We start from the raw sequence: 17,621 nt of genomic DNA on the forward strand, positions 1-17,621 counted from the left end.
TCGCGCGGGGCGCTCGTTAGTCCTTCACCACGATCTTTGGAGGACGAGCTAGTGACGACCTGCTGGGTTCCCGGGGCCGACGAGAGCCCCTACAACATCCACAATCTTCCGTTCGGGGTCTTCTCGACCGCGGAGGAGACGCTGCCGCGGATCGGCGTGCGCATCGGCGACCAGATCCTCGACATGCACATGGCCGTGCTCTCGGGCGACTGCCAGACCTGCGCGGCGTGCACCGCGCTGCGCGACCCCGCGCTCAACCGCCTCCTCTCGCTCGGCAAGACCGCGTGGAAGCAGATCCGGGCCCAGGCGCAGGAGGCGCTCACCGAGGCGAGCATCCAGGAGATCGCGAGCAACTGGCTGACCCCGCTCAGCGACGCGGTGATGCACGCGCCGCTGCTGGTGACCGACTACGTGGACTTCACGATGCGCGCGCCCGACGCCGCCCGCCTCCACCCGCGCGCCTCCAACGGCCGGGCCTCGACGATCATCCCTTCCGGGCTGGACCTGGTGCGGCCCGCCGGGCACCGCCGGGGCGAGGACGGGCAGCCCGTGTTCGGGCCGACCCGGGCGCTCGACATCGAGGCCGAGGTCGGGTTCCTCGTCGGCGGTGAGACCGAGCTGGGGCGGCCGGTGTCGCCGGACGCGTTCGAGGACCACGTGTTCGGCGCGGTCCTGCTCAACGACTGGACCGCCCGCGACTTCGCGGAGCTCGAGACCGACGGGCTCGGCCCGTTCGCGTCGAAGTCGTTCGCGACCTCGATGAGCGCGTGGGTGACCCCGATCGAGGCGCTCAACGCCGCCCGCACCGCCGCGCCGGAGCCGCGCTCGGACATGGCGTCCTACCTGAAGGAGTCGGACCGGTACGGGTTCGACCTGCACCTGAGCATCGAGGTGAACGGCGTCGCCGTCGCCGGGGCGGACTTCGCGGAGTCGTACTGGACGCCCGCGCAGCAGCTCGCGCAGCTCACCTCCGGCGGCGCGCTCCTGCGCGCGGGCCTGCTGTACGGCTCGGGCGAGGCCGTCACCGGCCAGTTCAACCTCGAGAACGGCGACACGGTGAAGGTCACCGCGACCGCACCGGGCCCGCGCGGCACCACGATCGCGCTCGGCGAGGTCGAGGCGCGCGTCCTGCCGTCCATCACCTGACCGGCCCCGCGTTCCGGCCCGGAACGCGAACCGGCCGGTACCGCGGTGCGGTACCGGCCGGGGAAGCCTGGTCAGACGAGGACGGTCTTGGCGCTCGGGGCGAGCTGCGCGATGAGCTCGACCTCGACGGGGGCGCCCAGCGGCAGTTCGGCCACGCCGACCGCGCTGCGCGCGTGCGTCCCGGCATCGCCGAAGACCTCGCCGAGGAGTTCGGACGCGCCGTTGAGCACCTTGGGCTGCCCGGTGAACCCGGGGGCCGAGGCGACGAAGCCGACGACCTTCACGATCTGCACGACCTCGTCGAGGGGCGCGATCGACGCGACCGCGGCGAGCGCGTTCAACGCGCAGATCCGGGCCAGGTCGTAGCCCTGGTCGGGGTCGATCTCGGCGCCGACCTTCCCGGCGGCGACGAGCGCGCCGTCGACCATCGGCAGCTGCCCCGAGGTGTACACGTAGTCCCCCGAGCGCACGGCGGGCCGGTAGGCGGCCAGCGGCGGCACGACCGTCGGCAGCGTCAGCCCCAGGCGCGCGAGCGCCTTGTCCACATCGGTCACCGCTACTGCTCCTTCTTGCGCTTGAAGTACGCCACGAGCTGCTCCGAGTTCTGTCCGGGCACGACGGCGACCAGTTCCCAGCCCTCGTCGCCGAAGTTGTCGAGGATCATCTTCGTGTTGTGGATCAGCAGCGGCGCGGTGAGGTACTCCCATTTCTCCATGCGCCCACAGTACGGCGTCTTGATCCGGCGGCGTCGCACCGCTACGCTCAGAGTGCGTCGCCTCCCCCGAAGTCCTTACGGTGCGCCGTCTCGGGCCGCACCAGTCGAACCAGGGAGTGTTCCCGTGTCGTCTGACACCAGTGCGCCGTCCTCTGAAGCCGCGCCCCATGACGATCAGTCCGGCAGTGCCGCCGAGCGGTCCGGTGCCGCGGCCCCGCCTGAGATCCCCGAGCAGCGCGCCGCCAGGGCCGCGCACGGCCGGCACGCGCCGCCGCGCGACAGGTCCGGCCGGTGGTGGACGTGGCTCATCGCGGCCGCGGTCGCCGCGTTCTGCGTCGCGCTCGTCCTCGGCGCGATGCGCCTGTTCGTGGACGTCGGCGACGTCACCGACTCGCCCGAGCGCACCGTGGACGCGTTCCTGCAGGCGCTGCTGCACGAGCGCGACGCCGAGGCGGCCGCCGCGTGGCTGTGCGCGGACAAGGCCGACCGGGACCTGAGCGAGGCGGTCGCGGCCCTGTCCTTCACGGACCGGCCGGGCGAGTTCGCGTGGGACGGCGTCGCCGAGACCGGCCGGTCGGTCGGGGCGGCCACGGTCGAGGCGGAGATCCGCGTCGGCGAGGCCGGGGCGTTCTCCGAGCCCGCGACATGGGTGTTCTCGCTCGTCGCCGAGGAGGGCGAGCCGCAATGGCTCATATGCGGGATCACCGCGGCCTGACTAGACTCCGATGAATGACTGCCTCAGCGCTCCCGGTGCCGCGACTGCACATCGTGACCGGGAAGGGCGGCACGGGGAAGACCTCGGTCGCGGCCGCGCTGGCGCTGGCCCTGGCCGGCGCCGGGCGGCGGGTGCTCCTGGTGGAGGTCGAAGGGCGGCAGGGGATCGCGCCGCTGTTCGACGCGCCGTCGCTCGGTTACGAGGAGCGGCATCTGGTCGCGGGCCTGGACGGCGGGGAGGTGTTCGGGCAGTCGGTGGACGCCGACGAGGCGCTGCTGGACTACCTGACGATGTTCTACCGGCTGGGTTCGGCGGGGAAGGCGCTGCAGAAGTTCGGGGCGATCGACTTCGCGACGACGATCGCGCCGGGCCTGCGGGACATCCTGCTCACGGGCAAGCTGAAGGAGGCGGTGTCGCGCACCGAGTCGGGCCGGATGGCCTATGACGCGGTGGTGCTGGACGCGCCGCCGACGGGCCGGGTGGTGAAGTTCCTGAACGTGACGGTGGAGAGCGGGCGGCTGGCGAAGACCGGGCCGATCGGGAAGCACTCGCGTTCGGTGGCGCGGCTGCTGCACTCGTCGCTGACGGCGGTGCACGTGGTGACGACGCCGGCGGCGATGCCGGTGCAGGAGAGCGTGGACGCCTGCCGGGAGCTCATGGCCGCGGACCTTCCGGTGGGGCGCCTGGTGCTGAACAAGGTCGCGGGCGCGAAGGCCGTGGAGGTCGACGCGGCGGCGATCGCGGCCGGGCTCGCGCGCGCGGGCGTGGGCCCCGACGCCGCGCTCGTGGCGGGCCTGGTGGAGGAGTACGCGGCGGCGAAGGCGGAGATCGAGGCGGTGGACGGGTACCGGGACCGGCTCGAGCGGTTGGGCCGTCCGGTGGAGGAGCTGCCGCTGCTGCCCGAGGGGGTGGACCTGTCGGGGCTGTACCAGCTCGCGCGGGTGCTGCGTCCGGGCGTGTGGGGGGAGCGGCCGCATGGCTGAGGTGCAGGGACTGTTCGTGGACGCGCTGCTGGGGGACGCGGGCAAGCATGTGATCGCGTGCTGCGGTTCGGGCGGGGTCGGCAAGACGACGACGGCGGCGGCGCTGGCGCTGCGGGCGGCGGAGGTGCACGGGCGGCGCACGGTGGTGCTGACGATCGACCCGGCCCGGCGGTTGGCGCAGTCGCTGGGGATGGAGGCGCTCGACAACGTCCCGAGGCGGGTCGAGGGGGTGCGCGGCGGGTCGCTGGACGCGATGATGCTCGACATGAAGCGCACGTTCGACGAGGTCGTGGCCTCGCATACGACGCCGGAGCGGGCGGCGGAGATCTTCGCGAACCCGTTCTACCAGGCGGTGTCGTCGACGTTCTCGGGCACGCAGGAGTACATGGCGATGGAGAAGCTCGGGCAGCTGCGCGCCACGGGCGAGTGGGACCTCATCGTGCTGGACACGCCGCCGTCGCGGTCGGCGCTGGACTTCCTGGACGCGCCGGCGCGGCTCGCGCGGCTGCTCGACGGCCGGGTGATCCGGCTGCTGTCGGCGTCGACGCCGGGCGCGCGGCGGTCGATGCTGTCGCTCATGGGGGCGAGCGCGGCGGTGTTCACGCGCGTGTTCAACAAGGTCCTCGGCGGGCACCTGCTCACGGACGTCGCGGAGTTCACGGCGAGCCTGGAGGACACGTTCGGGGGCTTCCGCAAGCGCGCGGAGGCGACGTTCGCGGCGCTGCAGGACGACCAGACGTCGTTCCTGGTGATCGCGGCGCCGGAGCCGGCGGCGGTGGGCGAGGCGGTGTACTTCACGCGGCGGCTCACGGAGGAGCGGATGCCGCTGGACGGGATGGTCCTCAACCGGCTGACGCCGGTGGCGGCGGAGCTGACGGCGGAGCGGGCGCTGGGTGCGGCCGCGGCCCTCGAGGAGTCGGACGCGGACGACCCGGTCGCGGCGGTGCTGCGGACGCACGCGGACCTGGTGCGGCGGCGGGCGGCCGAGGAGCGGGTGGCGGCCCGGTACGCGGCGGCGTGCCCGGGGGTGCCGCAGCGGTGGCTGCCGTCGCTGGGGGTCGAGGTCGTGGACCTGGACGACCTGCGCGCGTTCGGCGAGGCGGCGGCGGGCGCCTGAGGGCGGCGGCGCCCCGGGAACGCAGTCGCGCCCGGACGGTGGTGCCGTCCAGGCGCGGTGCTCATGCCTTTCGGTGAGAGGCTTCGCCGGTCAGAAGTTGACGTCGACCGGTATCCGGCGCCGGCTGCCCTTGCGGGCGCTGCGCTGCTCCTCCTCGAGTGCGACCTCGAAGACCGCCCGCCAGGAGCGGACGTCCGCGTGCCTGCGCAGCAGGGCCCTCCGCTCCCGCTCGGTCATGCCTCCCCAGACGCCGAACTCGATGCGATTGTCGAGCGCGTCGGCGAGGCATTCGAGCCGTACCGGACAGCCGCGGCACACTTTCTTCGCGTTGTTCTGCTCTGCTCCTTGCACGAACAGGGCGTCAGGATCACCTTCCTGACATAGCGCCTTGGTCGTCCAGTCGATCAGCAGTCCCATCCGCATGACCTCCCCGTGAGATCTTTCCCCTTCATACCCCCCGACGACTACATTCGAGTGACCTCTCGATCACGCAATGTGGCCGTCAGAACGGACCTTACACCTCTCGTAAGGGTTTGACTACTCTCCGAGACGAAAATCGGACTCCGTGGGACGGCTTTACCCCTACGGTTCATTACGCGATGGCAGTTCGCGATAATAACGATTCCGATACGAGCGCATCTCTCCTTTCGGATTGCGGCGTATCAATCGCGGGCATACATGTCGCCTCGCATGCGAGTCACCCCATCCACATACGGATGCTGCCGTGCCGCACTTCCCGACGTTCGTTCTAATCTGAGGCGGTGGAGACCTTGAAACGCGACCGGAGTCCCCTGAGGGACGGCATCGCGCTGCTGATCTGCGGTGTGCTCGCCGGTGTGCTCGCGGCCGCGGCCGCCTTCCCCCTCGTCGGACTGGGCGGCCTCGTCGCCGAGAACAGCGTCGACTCGTTCGAGTCGCTGCCGACGGAACTCACCAAACCCACGCTGCCGCAGACGACCTATGTGTACGCCTCCGATGGCGAGACGCTGATCACCTCCTTCTACGAGGAGAACCGGCGCGAGGTCTCCCTCGACGAGGTCTCCCCGGTCATGATCGACGCGCTCCTGGCGGCCGAGGACTCGAAGTTCTACGAGCACAACGGGGTCGACTGGGCCGGGATCATCCGGGCCGCCGTGGCGAACCAGGGCGGCGACTCCCAGGGGGCGTCGACCCTCACCATGCAGTTCGTACGCAATACCCTGATCTACTCCGCTTCAACCATCGACGAAGTCATCGCCGCGTCCGAGGACACGTACGAGCGCAAGCTCCGAGAAGCCCGGTACGCCATGGGGATCGAAGAGACGATGTCCAAAGAGGAGATCCTCGAGGGCTACCTGAACGTGATCTACCTCGGCAACCAGGCCTACGGGGTCCACGCCGGCTCGTACACGTACTTCAACAAGCCGCCGAGCGAGCTCACCGCGGCCGAGGCCGCGACGCTCGCGTCGCTGCCGAAGTTCCCCTCCTACGCCGACGGCCTGCTCGACGGCGAGGGCGACGACGGCCAGATCGTGGACCGCCGCAACTGGATCCTCGACCGCATGGTGGGCCTGGGCACGCTCACCCAGGCCGAGGCCGACGAGGCCAAGGCCCAGCCGCTCGGCCTGAACCCGCGCCCGGTCCGCAGCGAGTGCGTCGACGTCGCCACCCCCAACTGGGGCTTCTTCTGCGACTACTTCAAAGAGTGGTGGGGGAACCAGGAGGCCTTCGGCGAGACCGAGCGCGACCGCATGAGCCTGCTCAAGCGCGGCGGCTTCAAGATCGTCACCAGCCTCGACGCCGAACTGCAGAACAAGGCCACCGAGAAGCTCGCCGACGAGGTCGGCGTCGACATCCCCGAAGCGCTCGGCTCGGTCACCATCACGCCCGGCACCGGGCACGTGCGGGCCATGGCCGTCAACCGCGAATACAGCCTCGACCAGACCGAGAACGGTCCGCGCAGCGACGGCGACGACTCCAGGCCCTCGAACTACCCGGCCACGACCATCCCGCTGCTCAGCGGCAGCGAGGAGGTCAACGGCTACCCGGGCGGCTCGACGTTCAAGATGTTCACCATGCTTGCGGCCCTTGACAAGGGCTATCCCCTGGAGACCCGCATCCCCTCGCCGGGCAGGTACGCCTCCCAGTACCTCATGAGCGGCTCCTCGCTCAGCGAGTCCGACTCGGACTGCCAGCCGTTCTCGCGCGACGGCGAGCAGTGGGCGCACTGGTGCCCCACGAACGACGGCAACTGGTCCTCGGCGCCGCTGAACATGTGGGGCATGTTCGGCCGCTCCTCCAACACCGCGTTCGTGCGGCTCCAGGAGATGGTCGGCGTCAGCGCCGCCTACGAGGCGGCCGTCGCCTCCGGCGTCGACTTCTACAACTCGCCGCTGAACAAGGCGTACGAGGACGGCACCATCGACGAGTCCCAGGGCACCTTCACCCTCGGCCTCCACTCGACGACGCCGCTCGAGATGGCCGAGTCGTACGCCACGGTCGCCGCCGGCGGCCTCCACTGCGAGCCGCTCCCGGTCATGAAGGTGATCGGCTCCGACGGGAAGGAACTGCCCGACGCCGCTGCGCCGCAATGCAACCAGGCGTTCCCCGAGGAGGTCGCGTACGCGGCCGTCAGCGCCGGACGCTGCGTCGTGGGCCAGAACGCCGACGGCACCCAGTGCTCGGGCACCGGCACCGCCGCCAGGTACACCGGCGACTTCGGGCGGCCGCTGTTCGGCAAGACCGGCACGGCCGACTCGAACCGGTCCTACTGGTTCATCGGCTCGACCCCGAACGCCACCACCGCGACGTTCGTCGGCGACCCCGACGCGACGCACCGCAGCAACGTCGCCACCTCCTCGTTGAAGGACTCGGTGAAGTCCGCCGGAGTCGCCATCCTCAAGGACGCCGTGAGCGGCCTCGACGAGGCGAACTTCCCCAAGCCCACCAACGACATGGTCAACGGCAAGAACCTCGTCTCCATCCCGTCGATCGACTGCATGGACCCCGACGACGCCCGCTCGCGCGTCGCCGGCGCCGGGTTCGAAGCCTCGATCGCCAGCGGCCAGTACGACTCGGACTGCAAAGAGGGCGAAGCGTTCTCGACCACGCCGACCGGTTCGGCCCCGAAGGGCGCGCCCGTGTACATCCTCGTCTCGAACGGGGCCGACTACAAGGAAGCGGAGGAGCCCGGCGAGGGCGAGTCGCCCGGTCCCGGCGGCGAGACGCCGCCCGGCCGCGACTGAGCCGCAAGCGAACTGCGGGCCCGCGCCTTCCGGCGCGGGCCCGCAGTCCTTTTGGGAGGAAGGAAGGCTCAGGTGGCCTTGGGCATCACGAGGGTGCCCGCGGCCGCGGGGGCGGCGTGGTCGTCGTGGAGGTGGTTGCCTTCGCGCAGTTGGCCGTCGCGGATGGTGACGGCGCGCAGCGCGCGCTCGGCCACCTCGTGGTCGTGCGTGATGATGAGGATCGTCAGCCCCTCGGCGTGCAGTTCGTCCAATGTGGCCATGATGGAGTCGGCGGTCTTGGAGTCGAGGTTGCCGGTGGGCTCGTCGCACAGCAGCAGGCTGGGCCCGGCCGCGAGGGCGCGGGCGATGGCGACGCGCTGGCGCTCGCCGCCCGAGAGGGTCGTGGGGAGCGCGTCGAGGCGGTGGGAGAGGCCCACGAGCTCGAGCTTCTCGCGGGCGATCTGGCGCCGCTTGCGCTTCGGGATCCCCTGGTAGACCAGGGACATGGCGACGTTCTCGGTCGCGGTGCGGTGGGCCATGAGGTGGAAGGACTGGAAGATGAACCCGATCTTCTCGGCGCGCAGCTGAGTGCGGTGCGCCTCCTTCATGGTGGAGGTGTCGCGGCCGTCGAGCCGGTAGGTGCCGGCGGTGGGGGCGTCGAGGAGGCCGAGCAGGTTCAGGAGGGTGGACTTGCCCGAGCCGGAGGGGCCGACGATGGCGACGTACTCGCCTTCGTCGATGCGCAGGTGCACGGGCTTGAGGGCCTCGACGGGCGGCGGGCCGGGATAGGTCATGCCGACCCCGTCGAGCTCGATGAGGGGCTTGCCCGCAGCGGCGGGGTCGTTGACGCGCGCGAAGACCGCGGTGTCGTCGGCGGGGCCGCCCGCGGCGCCGCCGCTGACGGTCGGCAGGATCATGGTCGCGTCGTCTTCGGTCACGTCTCCAAGACGCCCGGACGCCCGCGCGTGGTTGCACGCGGGCGCGCGGGTTCCTACGAGAACGCGAAGTCGGCCATGACGGGGCGGTGGTCGGAAGCGGTCGCGTTCATGACGTCCGAGCCGGTGGCCTCGAGGCCGCGGTAGAGGACCTGGTCGATCCGCGCCATCGGGGTGTCGGCGGGCCAGGTGAACCCGAAGCCCTTCCCGGCGTCGGCCTGCGCCGAGTGGAGCTGGTAGGTGATGGGCGCGAGGGCGCGGTCCTGCGAGGTGCCGTTGAGGTCCCCGGCGAGGACGACCCGCTCGAGCTGCTCGTCGGCGATGGCCTCGCCGAGGAGGAGCGCGGTCTCGTTGCGCTGCACGGAGGTGAACCCCTCGGTGTTGACGCGGACCGAGAGCAGGTGCGCGACGTAGAAGGCGACGGGCTCGCCGTCGATCTCGATCGCGGCGCGGAACGCCCGGGCCCAGCCGAGTTCGAGGTCGACCTCGTTGGAGTCGAGGACGGGGTGGGTGGACCAGAGGGCGACGGTGCCGTAGGAGACCGAGTACTCGTACCGCTCGTCGAGGACCTCGCTCCAGGCGGACCGCTGCTCCTCGGTGAGCTCGACGAGGACGAGGACGTCCGGTTCGGCGGCGAGGAGGTTCGCGGCCGTGCCCGCGGTGTCGGCGTTCTCGGCGTTGACGTTGTGGGCGACGACGCGGAAGTCGCCCCCGCCGACGTGCTTGTCGGGGATGAGCGCGGCGTACATCTGGAACCAGACGAGGCCGGGCAGGAGCGCGCACACGATCGCGAGGGGCCGGCGCCGGATCGCGGCGAGGACGACGAAGACGGGGACGGCGAGGCCGAACCAGGGCAGGAACGTCTCGATGAGGCTGCCGAGGTTGAACCAGCGGTTGGGGATGAACCGGTGGAGGAGCAGGATCGCGGCGAGGAGCAGCGAGAGGACGATGAGGGTCCCGCTGAAGAGCTTTCCGGCCGTCGAGGATCGGCTCACCTGCCCGCCTTTCTCCGTGTGAGCGGCGCGGTCGCGCCGGGCGCGCCGCCGGCGGGCGGCGCGGTTCCGACAGGTTAGCCGCCCGTGCCCAGAAACGGCGAATGCCGGGCCTGTGTACACAAGCCCGGCATTCGCGACGTTGGCGGTGGCGGTGGGATTTGAACCCACGGTGCGGGGTTACCGCACACTCGCTTTCGAGGCGAGCTCCTTCGGCCGCTCGGACACGCCACCGCCGAGAACACTACCGGACCGCGGCCCCACCCGTGAGACCGGGTTCAGCGATCCAGCTCACAGCCGGTCGCCGCAAATTCATGGGATGTTTATGAGAAGCTGGCGTCATGACTGCACACATCTCCGCCAAGCCGGGCGACATCGCCGAGAGCGTCCTCCTTCCCGGGGACCCGCTGCGCGCGAAGTGGATCGCCGAGCACTTCCTCACCGACGCGACCTGCTACACCGAGGTCCGGAACATGTTCGGCTTCACCGGCACCTACAAGGGCAAGCGCGTGTCCGTGCAGGGCACCGGGATGGGCCAGCCGTCGGCGTCGATCTACACGCACGAGCTGCTCGACGTCTACGGCGTCAAGACCGTGGTCCGCGTGGGCTCGGCGGGCGCGATCCACGACGACATCGAACTGCGCGACGTCGTCGCCGGGATCGGCGCCTCCACCAACTCCTCCATGAACCGCATCCGCTTCGACGGCGTCGTCGACTACGCCCCCGTCGCCGACTTCGGGCTCCTGCGCGGCGCCGTGGACACCGCCGCCGCGCGCGGCATCAACCTGCACGTCGGCCAGCTGTACTCCTCGGACACGTTCTACACCGACGCACCCGACGTCGAGGCCAAGCTCGCCGACTACGGCATCCTCGCCATCGAGATGGAGGCCGCCGCCATCTACACGCTCGCCGCGAAGTTCAAGGCGCGCGCGCTGGCGCTGTGCACCATCTCCGACCACATCCTCAAGGGCACGGCGCTGTCCGCCGCCGACCGGCAGGAGTCGTTCGAAGAGATGGTCGAAATCGCGCTGGACGCCGTCACCTCGTAAGGCTTCCGCAGGCCCGGCCCGCACGGGCCGGGCCTTTCGGCTACCCGGCGACGGGGTCGAGGGCGGCGGCGAGCTCGGCTTCGAGGTAGGGGCCGAGGGTCGCGGCGTACGTGTTGGTGAGGTGGGCGTCGTCGCGGTAGACGAGGACGTTGCCGACCACGGGCGGGCAGGCGTCGGGCTCGCAGATGTAGTCGGTGAGGTCGGCCTTGCGGACGCCCGCGGGGACCTCCAGGGCCTCGAACGCGCCCTCGTCGTAGTAGGAGGCGCGGTCGACGGTGCATTCGTTCCCGTTGGGGCCGTTGAGGTCCACGCACAGCGGGATGTCGAAGCGAGGGCTCGGGGTGTCGCGCAGGGCGACCACGGCGGCGCCGGTCGCGAGCAGCTGCTCGTACCGGTCGGTGTAGTCGGGGAAGGTCTCGTAGGCCTCGTAGCCGACGCGGGAGCCGTAGGTGAGGACCAGGTCGGGGGCGAGCCGGCCGATCTCGGCGACGACGGCGTCGTTCCAGGCGGCGCAGGAGCGGTACCGCTCCTCGCCGAGGGCCTCCTGGCCGGTCTCGATGATGCACGCGTTCTTGGTGTACGCGATGACGTGCCAGTCCCGGGACTCGGCGGCGGCGAGGACCGCGGGGAGCCACTGCCAGATCTTGGAGCCGCCGTACATGACCACCGTGGCCTCGGCGTCGGCCTCGTCCTGTCCACTGTGCACCAGTTCGCCTCCGGCGAAGTCGCACCGGATCGGCTCGTAGCCTTCCATGGTCTGGTTGCAGCGGCCCGAGAGCGCCGGGTCGTAGTCCTGGGCGGCGTCCAGTGTGGAGGGCGCGAAGTCGGCTTCGGGGACGTCGAGGTCCGCCGCGAGCGCGGCCGCGCCCGGGTAGAGGGCGGTGTCGGCGGCGGCCGCGGCGAGTCGGTCGCGCTCATACGCGATGTACCCGGTCAGCGCCCCGTATGAGGCGAGCACGAGCGCGAGGGCGGCCGCGCCGAGCGCGAACGCGCCGCGCACCGACCGCTGGCCGAGACCTGTCGCGGGGAGCCGCAGTTCGAGCGCCCAGCGGGTCGCCCACGCGAGCGCGGTGGCGACGGCGAGGATGCCGAGGCCGCCGAGGAGCGTGGCGGTGTCGCGGCCGGTCGCGGTGAGATAGCAGACCAGGACCGGCCAGTGCCAGAGGTAGAGCGTGTAGGAGAGGTCGCCGAGCCACTGCACGGGCCGCGTGTTCAGCAGCCGCCCGGCGCCGCCGCCGGGGCCGAGCGAGGCGGCGACGACGACCGCGCAGGCGCCGCCGACGGGCCAGAGGGCGGCGAGGCCGGGGAACTGGGTGCTCTCGAGCACGAACCCGGCGCCGAGGAGGACGGCGACGCCCGCCCAGCCGAGGAGGGCCGCCGTCCACCGCAGCCCTGAGGCGTCGCGTCCGGCGAACCGCTCGCGCAGGCGCGGCAGGGCGACGGCGAGGAGGCCGCCGGCCGCGAACTGCCACAGGCGGGCGCGCAGGTCGAAGTACGCGAACGCCTGGTTCTCGGCGGTCTCCCACAGCGCGAACGCGAACGAGGCCGCGAAGACGAGCGCGAGGGCGCCGGCGAGGACGCGGGCGCGGCTCCAGCGGGCGCGGGCGGCGAGCCGAGCGCTGAGGGCGATGAGGATCGGCCAGAGGACGTAGAACTGGGCTTGGACGCCCAAGGACCAGTAGTGCTGGACGATGCTCGCGCCGTTGTTGGAGGAGAGGTAGTCCACGGAGTGGAGCGCGAGGTTCCAGTTGCCGTAGTAGAGGGCGGAGGCGAGGATGTCACCGAGCTGCTGGTGCCAGGTGGCGCGCGGGAGCCAGAGGGCGGTCATGAGGACGGCGGCCGCGGCGACGACGAGCGCGGGCGGAAAGATGCGGCGCACGATGCGGGCCGCGAACGCGAGCGGGCGGACCGAGCCGGTGCGCTCGACGGAGCGCAGGAGGCTCGCGGTGATGAAGAAGCCCGAGAGCAGCAGGAACACGTCGACGCCGCCGGAGACGCGGTCGAACCAGACGTGGTAGACGGCGATCACGACGATGGCGAGGCCGCGGAGGCCGTCGATCTCGCGCAGGCGCGGCGGCTTCGCGGCCGGGGGTGCGGGAGCGGTGGCCGGGGCGGCGCTGGTGCTCGCGGGACTGCTCATCGAACTCCGGGGTGGCGGCGCGCGGGGGCACGCGTGGCGGTGGTCCCCCGAGCGTAGCCGCGACAGGCGAAGGGCGCGTACGGGAGGCGCGTACGGGAGGCGCGTGCGGGAGGCGGGTGCGGGCCTGGGCGCCGCGGGCGGGAAGCGGGTGCGGCGGTTCGCGGCGGATGCCCGCACGGGGCGCGGCGATTCCGCGAGCGGGAGGGCCGGGCGCGGGCGGGGCCGGAGGGCCAGGCCCGGGGCGGGGCCGGAGGGGAGCGGGAGGGCCGGGCGCGGTCGGCGGGTCGCGGCGATTCCGCGGGCGCGAGGGCCGCGCGGGCGGGACTGGAGGCGAGCGGGAGGGCCAGGCCCGGGGCGGGGCCGGAGGGGAGCGGGTGGGCCGGGCGCGGTCGGCGGGTCGCAGCGATTCGAGGGCCAGGCGCGGGTCGGCCGGAGGCGAGCGGGCGGGAGGGCCGGGCGCGGGGGGGCCGGAGGCGAGCGCGAGGGCCAGGCTCGGGGCGGGGCCGGAGGGGAGCGGGTGGGCCGGGCGTGGGCGCCGGGTCGCAGCGATTGGAGGGCCGGGCGCGGGCGGGGCCGGAGGGCCGGGCCCGGGGCCGGGCCGGAGGCGAGCGGATTGCGGCGGGTCGCGGCGATTCCGGGGCAGAACGGGTGTTCACGCGCGACCCCGAACCCATCGCGCACCAGCGGCGAGACAACTGAATGAGTCGTGCGGCGAATGCGTTGACACGCGAGGATCGGCGGGACACAATATGCTTGCCTTAACGATCGTTAAGGGAACGACACCGGCAAGGAGGCCGTGCCGTGGAATTCGGGGACTACCCGGCGGAACGCGAGCGGATCGAGCGCGGCGGCGCCGAGAAGTACCACCAGGCCGCAGCCGCGGCCGGCAAGTACCACGCCCGCGAACGCATCAGGCGCCTGTGCGACCCCGACTCCTTCCGTGAGGACAGCCTCTGGGCCAACCCCGACCCCACCCTGCCCGCCGACGGCGTCGTCGTCGGCACCGCCACCGTCCAAGGCCGACCCATCCGCCTCGTCGCCAACGACTCCACCGTCAAAGCCGGCTCCTGGGGCGCCCGCACCGTCGAGAAGATCATCCGCACCGTCGAGGCCGCCCAGCTCGAGCAGCACCCGATCGTCTACCTCGTCGACTCCGCCGGCGCCCGCATCACCGACCAGGTCCAGCTCTTCCCCGGCCGCCGCGGCGCCGGACGCATCTTCCACGAGCAGGTCCGCGCCTCCGGCCGCATCCCCCAGGCCTGCGCCCTCTTCGGCCCCAGCGCCGCCGGCGGCGCCTACATCCCCGCGTTCTGCGACATCGTCGCCATGGTCGACGGCAACGCCTCCATGTACCTCGGCAGCCCCCGCATGGTCGAGATGGTCACCGGCGAGAAGACCACCCTCGAGGACATGGGCGGCGCCCGCGTCCACTGCGAGCAGTCCGGCGTCGGCCACTTCCTGTGCCGCAACGAGGACGAGGCGATCGCCTCCGTCCGGCGCTGGCTCTCCTACCTGCCCTCGAACTGGACCCAGCCCGCGCCCGTGCGCGCCGCCCGCCCCCCGCTCCCCGTCGACCTCGCCGCGACCGTTCCCGCCAGCGAATCCGCGCCGTTCGACATGCACGCCTTCGTCGACGGCCTCGTCGACCAAGGCTCCGTCCTCGAAGTGCAGGCCCGCTGGGCCGGCGAGCTCATCACCGCGTTCGCCCGCCTCGACGGCCGACCCGTCGGCATCGTCGCCAACAACTCCGCCGTACGCGGCGGCGTCCTCTTCTCCGACTCCGCCGACAAGGCCGCCCGCTTCGTCGCCACCTGCGACGCCTTCAACGTCCCGCTGCTGTTCCTCGCCGACGTCCCCGGCTTCATGGTCGGCTCCGCCGTCGAACACGGCGGCATCATCCGCCACGGCGCCAAGATGATCGCCGCCGTCGCCGAAGCCACCGTCCCCAAACTCTGCGTCGTCGTCCGCAAGGCCTACGGCGCCGGCCTCTACGCCATGGCCGGACCCGCCTTCGGCTCCGACGCCGTCCTCGCCCTCCCCACCGCGCGCATCGCCGTCATGGGCGCCGAAGCCGCCGTCAACGCCGTGTACGCCAACAAGATCGCCGACATCGACGACCCCGAAGCACGCGAACGCTTCGTCGCCGACAAACGCGCCGAATACGAAGCCGACGTCGACCTCCGCCGCCTCGCCGGCGAACTCGTCGTCGACGACATCATCGAACCCGCCCACCTCCGCGACGACCTCATCGCCCGATACCGCCGGCTCACCCACAAGGAACGCCGGTTTTCCGACCGCAGGCACCCGATCACACCGGTGTAGGAGCACAGCCATGAAACTCGACCTCGAGCAGACCGAATTCGCCGCCGCCGTCCGCGAATTCGCCCAGGACAAGATCAAGCCCGTCATCGGCGACTTCTACGAACGCGGCGAATTCCCCGCCGACCTCGTCCGCGAACTGGGCAAACTCGGCGTCCTCGGCGTCACCCTCCCCGAAGAGCACGGCGGCGCCGGCGCCGGCCTGTTCATGCTCGGCCTCGCCCTCGAGGAGATCGCCCGCGTCGACGCCTCCGTCGCCGTCACCGTCGAAGCGTCCGTCACCCTCGGCGCCGAAGGCATCGCCCGCTACGGCACGCCCGCGCAGCAGGCCAAATGGCTCCCGCGCCTCGCCGCCGGCCAAGGCCTCGTCGCCTTCGCGCTCACCGAACCCGGCGGCGGCACCGACGCCGGCCACACCGACACCAAGGCCCGCCTCGAGAACGGCGAATGGGTCATCGACGGCGCCAAATGCTTCATCACCAACGCCGGCACCGAGATGACCGACCTCATCATCACCACCGCCCAGACCGGGCCCGGCGAAGTCTCCTGCATCGCCGTCGAACCCGGCACCCCCGGACTCGAGATCGGCCCCGAGTACTCCAAGGTCGGCTGGCGCGCCTCAGACACCCGGCCCGTCTACTTCGACGGCTGCCGCGTCCCCGAGGCCAACCTCGTCGGCCAGCGCGGCCGCGGCTTCGTCCAGTTCCTCGAACTGCTCGACGCCGGACGCGTCGCCCTCGCCGCCCTCGCCACCGGCTCCGCGCAGGGCTGCCTCGACGAGGCCCTCGTCCACGCCAAGGAGCGGGAGGCGTTCGGGCGGCCGATCGCGGAGAACCAGGCCATCGCGTTCATGCTCGCCGACATGCGCCTGCGCGCCCACACCTCGCGCCTCGCGTGGCAGGACGCGGCGGTGAAGGCCGACGCGGGCGAGCCGTTCGGCACCGACGCGGCGCTGGCGAAGCTGCACGCGTCGCAGGCGGCGGTGGAGAACGCGCGGGACGCGACGCAGATCTTCGGCGGGTACGGGTTCATGAACGAGACGCCGGTGGCGCGGGCGTGGCGCGACTGCAAGGTGCTGGAGATCGGGGAGGGCACGAACGAGGTGCAGCGCATGCTGATCGCGCGGTCGCTGGGGTTGTAGCGGCGGCGGGGCGCCGGGGTGCGGCGCGGGTCTGGGAGCTTCCTGAGAACTTGATGAAGCTTCAACTAAAACTCTTGATATCGGGCCGCGGGGCGTGACAAGCTCGGCATTCCAACGTTAACGTTGCGACCTGCAGGCACCGCAACGGCACCGCCGCGGCCGGCAGGCGCGCCGCGGTCGATCAAGGGCGCCGCACCCACAGCGCAAGGAGTTCGAATGACCGACACCAAGGCCGGAACGGATCTCGCCGAGCAGGCGCCCGCCAAGGCGCTCGCCTCCCGGCGCGGCGTCATGTGCGGCCTCGCGGGGCTCGGGGCGGCGGGCGCGCTCGCCGCCTGCGGCACCGCCGAATCCCCCGACACCGAGACCCCCGGCACCGAGTCCACCAGCGCCGCTGACGGCGGTGCCACCGGCGAGGCCGGCGGCACCGGCATCGCCGCGACCGCCGACGTCCCCGTGGGCGGCGGCATCGTCGTCGAAGAGACCGTCATCGTGCAGCCGACCGCCGACGAGTTCCTCGCGTTCTCGGCCGTCTGCCCCCACCAGGGCGCCATCGTCGCGGCCCCCGACGCCGACGGCAACATCATCTGCCCCCGCCACCAGTCCACTTGGACCCTCGAAGGCGAACTCGAGCAGGGCCCCGCGGAGGGGAACCTGCCCGCGGTGGAGATCACCGTCGAAGACGGACAGATCGCCCTCGCTTAGCAGCGCATACGAAATCGGCCGGGAAGCATCGCGCTTCCCGGCCGATTCCGTCGTCGCTACGTCAGGGCGTCCGCCGCCGCCGGGTCCGAGTCGCGCAGGAACTGGGCGCAGCGCGCGGCCTCGTCGGCCTCCCCGATCGCCGCCGCCGCACGCGAAAGCTGGTGCAGCGACTTCAAGAAGCCGCGGTTCGGCTTGTGGTCCCACGGGATCGGGCCGTGGCCCTTCCAGCCGCTGCGGCGCAGCTGGTCCAGGCCGCGGTGGTACCCGGTGCGGGCGAACGCGTAAGCGGTGACGTCGTCGCCCGACTCCAGGGCGTTCTTCGCCAGCCGCGCCCACGCGGCGCAGAACCACGGGAACCGCCGCACCGTGTCCTCGGGCGAATGCTCGTCGAGGAACTTCCTGGCCTCGGTGTCCTCGGGCAGCTTCGTCGCCGGAGGCTGGGACATGAGATTCTGCGGAGC

16 protein-coding genes and 1 tRNA gene are annotated in these 17,621 nt (G+C 71.8%); 9 read left to right on the forward strand and 8 right to left on the reverse strand.

All coding sequences use genetic code 11. The features are described 5' to 3' along the window. The first annotated feature begins 51 nt into the window (after positions 1-51). Positions 52-1,146, forward strand: coding sequence for a fumarylacetoacetate hydrolase family protein (locus tag AB0K52_RS15590; protein ID WP_363531977.1), 1,095 nt, complete (start codon positions 52-54; stop codon positions 1,144-1,146). Between the two features lie 71 nt (positions 1,147-1,217). Here AB0K52_RS15590 and AB0K52_RS15595 read toward each other — a convergent pair whose 3' ends face one another. Continuing rightward, complete coding sequence (locus AB0K52_RS15595) at positions 1,218-1,700, reverse strand: RidA family protein (RefSeq protein ID WP_363531980.1); 483 nt, start codon at positions 1,698-1,700, stop codon at positions 1,218-1,220. Positions 1,701-1,702: 2 nt separating this feature from the next. Further along, positions 1,703-1,861, reverse strand: coding sequence for a hypothetical protein (locus AB0K52_RS15600; protein WP_208498965.1), 159 nt, complete (start codon positions 1,859-1,861; stop codon positions 1,703-1,705). Positions 1,862-1,985: 124 nt separating this feature from the next. Here AB0K52_RS15600 and AB0K52_RS15605 point away from each other — a divergent pair, with 124 nt between their 5' ends. From AB0K52_RS15605 to AB0K52_RS15615, 3 genes are read left to right on the forward strand one after another with little or no spacing between them, the layout of a single operon-like run. After that, entirely contained in the window at positions 1,986-2,576 is a 591-nt protein-coding gene (locus AB0K52_RS15605) for a hypothetical protein (protein WP_363531985.1), read from the forward strand. A 14-nt stretch (positions 2,577-2,590) separates the two neighbouring features. Beyond that, positions 2,591-3,559 carry an ArsA-related P-loop ATPase gene (locus tag AB0K52_RS15610; protein ID WP_363531988.1) on the forward strand — a complete coding sequence of 323 codons (969 nt, stop codon included), beginning with the start codon at positions 2,591-2,593 and terminating at the stop codon, positions 3,557-3,559. After that, positions 3,552-4,676, forward strand: a complete 1,125-nt coding sequence (locus AB0K52_RS15615; RefSeq protein WP_363531991.1) for an ArsA-related P-loop ATPase — start codon at positions 3,552-3,554, stop codon at positions 4,674-4,676. Before AB0K52_RS15610 ends, AB0K52_RS15615 begins: the two co-directional genes overlap by 8 nt. 90 nt (positions 4,677-4,766) lie before the next feature. On the opposite strand, the gene AB0K52_RS15620 is transcribed toward AB0K52_RS15615, so the two are convergent. Further along, positions 4,767-5,093, reverse strand: a complete 327-nt coding sequence (locus tag AB0K52_RS15620; protein WP_363531993.1) for a WhiB family transcriptional regulator — start codon at positions 5,091-5,093, stop codon at positions 4,767-4,769. A 344-nt stretch (positions 5,094-5,437) separates the two neighbouring features. Between AB0K52_RS15620 and AB0K52_RS15625 the strand changes: the two genes are divergently transcribed. Beyond that, on the forward strand, positions 5,438-7,900 hold the full coding sequence (locus AB0K52_RS15625) for a transglycosylase domain-containing protein (protein ID WP_363531996.1): 2,463 nt from the start codon (positions 5,438-5,440) through the stop codon (positions 7,898-7,900). 68 nt (positions 7,901-7,968) lie between these two features. Here the strand turns inward: AB0K52_RS15625 and AB0K52_RS15630 are convergent, their stop codons facing one another. From AB0K52_RS15630 to AB0K52_RS15640, 3 genes are all read right to left on the reverse strand, one after another. Then, on the reverse strand, positions 7,969-8,673 hold the full coding sequence (locus AB0K52_RS15630; RefSeq protein WP_363532107.1) for an ABC transporter ATP-binding protein: 705 nt from the start codon (positions 8,671-8,673) through the stop codon (positions 7,969-7,971). A 197-nt stretch (positions 8,674-8,870) separates the two neighbouring features. Then, positions 8,871-9,809, reverse strand: a complete 939-nt coding sequence (locus AB0K52_RS15635) for an endonuclease/exonuclease/phosphatase family protein (RefSeq protein WP_363531998.1) — start codon at positions 9,807-9,809, stop codon at positions 8,871-8,873. A 140-nt stretch (positions 9,810-9,949) separates the two neighbouring features. Beyond that, positions 9,950-10,040, reverse strand: a tRNA-Ser gene (locus AB0K52_RS15640). Between the two features lie 107 nt (positions 10,041-10,147). Between AB0K52_RS15640 and deoD the strand changes: the two genes are divergently transcribed. Then, on the forward strand, positions 10,148-10,855 hold the full coding sequence (gene deoD, locus AB0K52_RS15645; protein ID WP_363532001.1) for a purine-nucleoside phosphorylase: 708 nt from the start codon (positions 10,148-10,150) through the stop codon (positions 10,853-10,855). A gap of 40 nt (positions 10,856-10,895) precedes the next feature. Here deoD and AB0K52_RS15650 read toward each other — a convergent pair whose 3' ends face one another. Continuing rightward, a complete protein-coding gene (locus tag AB0K52_RS15650) occupies positions 10,896-12,995 on the reverse strand; it encodes an acyltransferase family protein (protein ID WP_363532003.1) in 2,100 nt (699 codons plus the stop codon). 801 nt (positions 12,996-13,796) lie between these two features. Between AB0K52_RS15650 and AB0K52_RS15655 the strand changes: the two genes are divergently transcribed. The 3 genes from AB0K52_RS15655 (at position 13,797) to AB0K52_RS15665 (ending at position 17,160) form a co-directional block, all read left to right on the forward strand. Beyond that, positions 13,797-15,317 (forward strand): acyl-CoA carboxylase subunit beta, encoded by a 1,521-nt coding sequence (locus tag AB0K52_RS15655; protein ID WP_363532006.1) that lies wholly within the window; start codon positions 13,797-13,799, stop codon positions 15,315-15,317. A 10-nt stretch (positions 15,318-15,327) separates the two neighbouring features. Continuing rightward, complete coding sequence (locus tag AB0K52_RS15660) at positions 15,328-16,455, forward strand: acyl-CoA dehydrogenase family protein (protein WP_363532008.1); 1,128 nt, start codon at positions 15,328-15,330, stop codon at positions 16,453-16,455. 216 nt (positions 16,456-16,671) lie between these two features. Continuing rightward, on the forward strand, positions 16,672-17,160 hold the full coding sequence (locus tag AB0K52_RS15665) for a Rieske (2Fe-2S) protein (protein WP_363532011.1): 489 nt from the start codon (positions 16,672-16,674) through the stop codon (positions 17,158-17,160). Positions 17,161-17,216: 56 nt separating this feature from the next. On the opposite strand, the gene AB0K52_RS15670 is transcribed toward AB0K52_RS15665, so the two are convergent. After that, the gene (locus AB0K52_RS15670; RefSeq protein ID WP_208498978.1) at positions 17,217-17,606 is read right to left on the reverse strand and encodes a DUF3151 domain-containing protein; all 390 of its coding nucleotides are present in this window, start codon (positions 17,604-17,606) and stop codon (positions 17,217-17,219) included. Positions 17,607-17,621: the final 15 nt, after the last annotated feature.

Origin of the sequence: Glycomyces sp. NPDC049804 (genome assembly GCF_040674615.1) — a bacterium.
Taxonomy (GTDB): Bacteria; Actinomycetota; Actinomycetes; order Mycobacteriales; family Micromonosporaceae; genus Glycomyces; species Glycomyces niveus.

What these genes read in the sequence shown, in the direction of transcription:
- AB0K52_RS15600 (WP_208498965.1), bottom strand. Translation starts at nt 1,861, where the DNA reads ATGGAGAAATGGGAGTACCTCACCGCGCCGCTGCTGATCCACAACACG.
- AB0K52_RS15610 (WP_363531988.1), top strand. Translation starts at nt 2,591, where the DNA reads ATGACTGCCTCAGCGCTCCCGGTGCCGCGACTGCACATCGTGACCGGG.
- AB0K52_RS15615 (WP_363531991.1), top strand. Translation starts at nt 3,552, where the DNA reads ATGGCTGAGGTGCAGGGACTGTTCGTGGACGCGCTGCTGGGGGACGCG.
- AB0K52_RS15620 (WP_363531993.1), bottom strand. Translation starts at nt 5,093, where the DNA reads ATGGGACTGCTGATCGACTGGACGACCAAGGCGCTATGTCAGGAAGGT.
- AB0K52_RS15630 (WP_363532107.1), bottom strand. Translation starts at nt 8,673, where the DNA reads ATGACCTATCCCGGCCCGCCGCCCGTCGAGGCCCTCAAGCCCGTGCAC.
- deoD (WP_363532001.1), top strand. Translation starts at nt 10,148, where the DNA reads ATGACTGCACACATCTCCGCCAAGCCGGGCGACATCGCCGAGAGCGTC.
- AB0K52_RS15650 (WP_363532003.1), bottom strand. Translation starts at nt 12,995, where the DNA reads ATGAGCAGTCCCGCGAGCACCAGCGCCGCCCCGGCCACCGCTCCCGCA.
- AB0K52_RS15660 (WP_363532008.1), top strand. Translation starts at nt 15,328, where the DNA reads ATGAAACTCGACCTCGAGCAGACCGAATTCGCCGCCGCCGTCCGCGAA.
- AB0K52_RS15665 (WP_363532011.1), top strand. Translation starts at nt 16,672, where the DNA reads ATGACCGACACCAAGGCCGGAACGGATCTCGCCGAGCAGGCGCCCGCC.
- AB0K52_RS15670 (WP_208498978.1), bottom strand. Translation starts at nt 17,606, where the DNA reads ATGTCCCAGCCTCCGGCGACGAAGCTGCCCGAGGACACCGAGGCCAGG.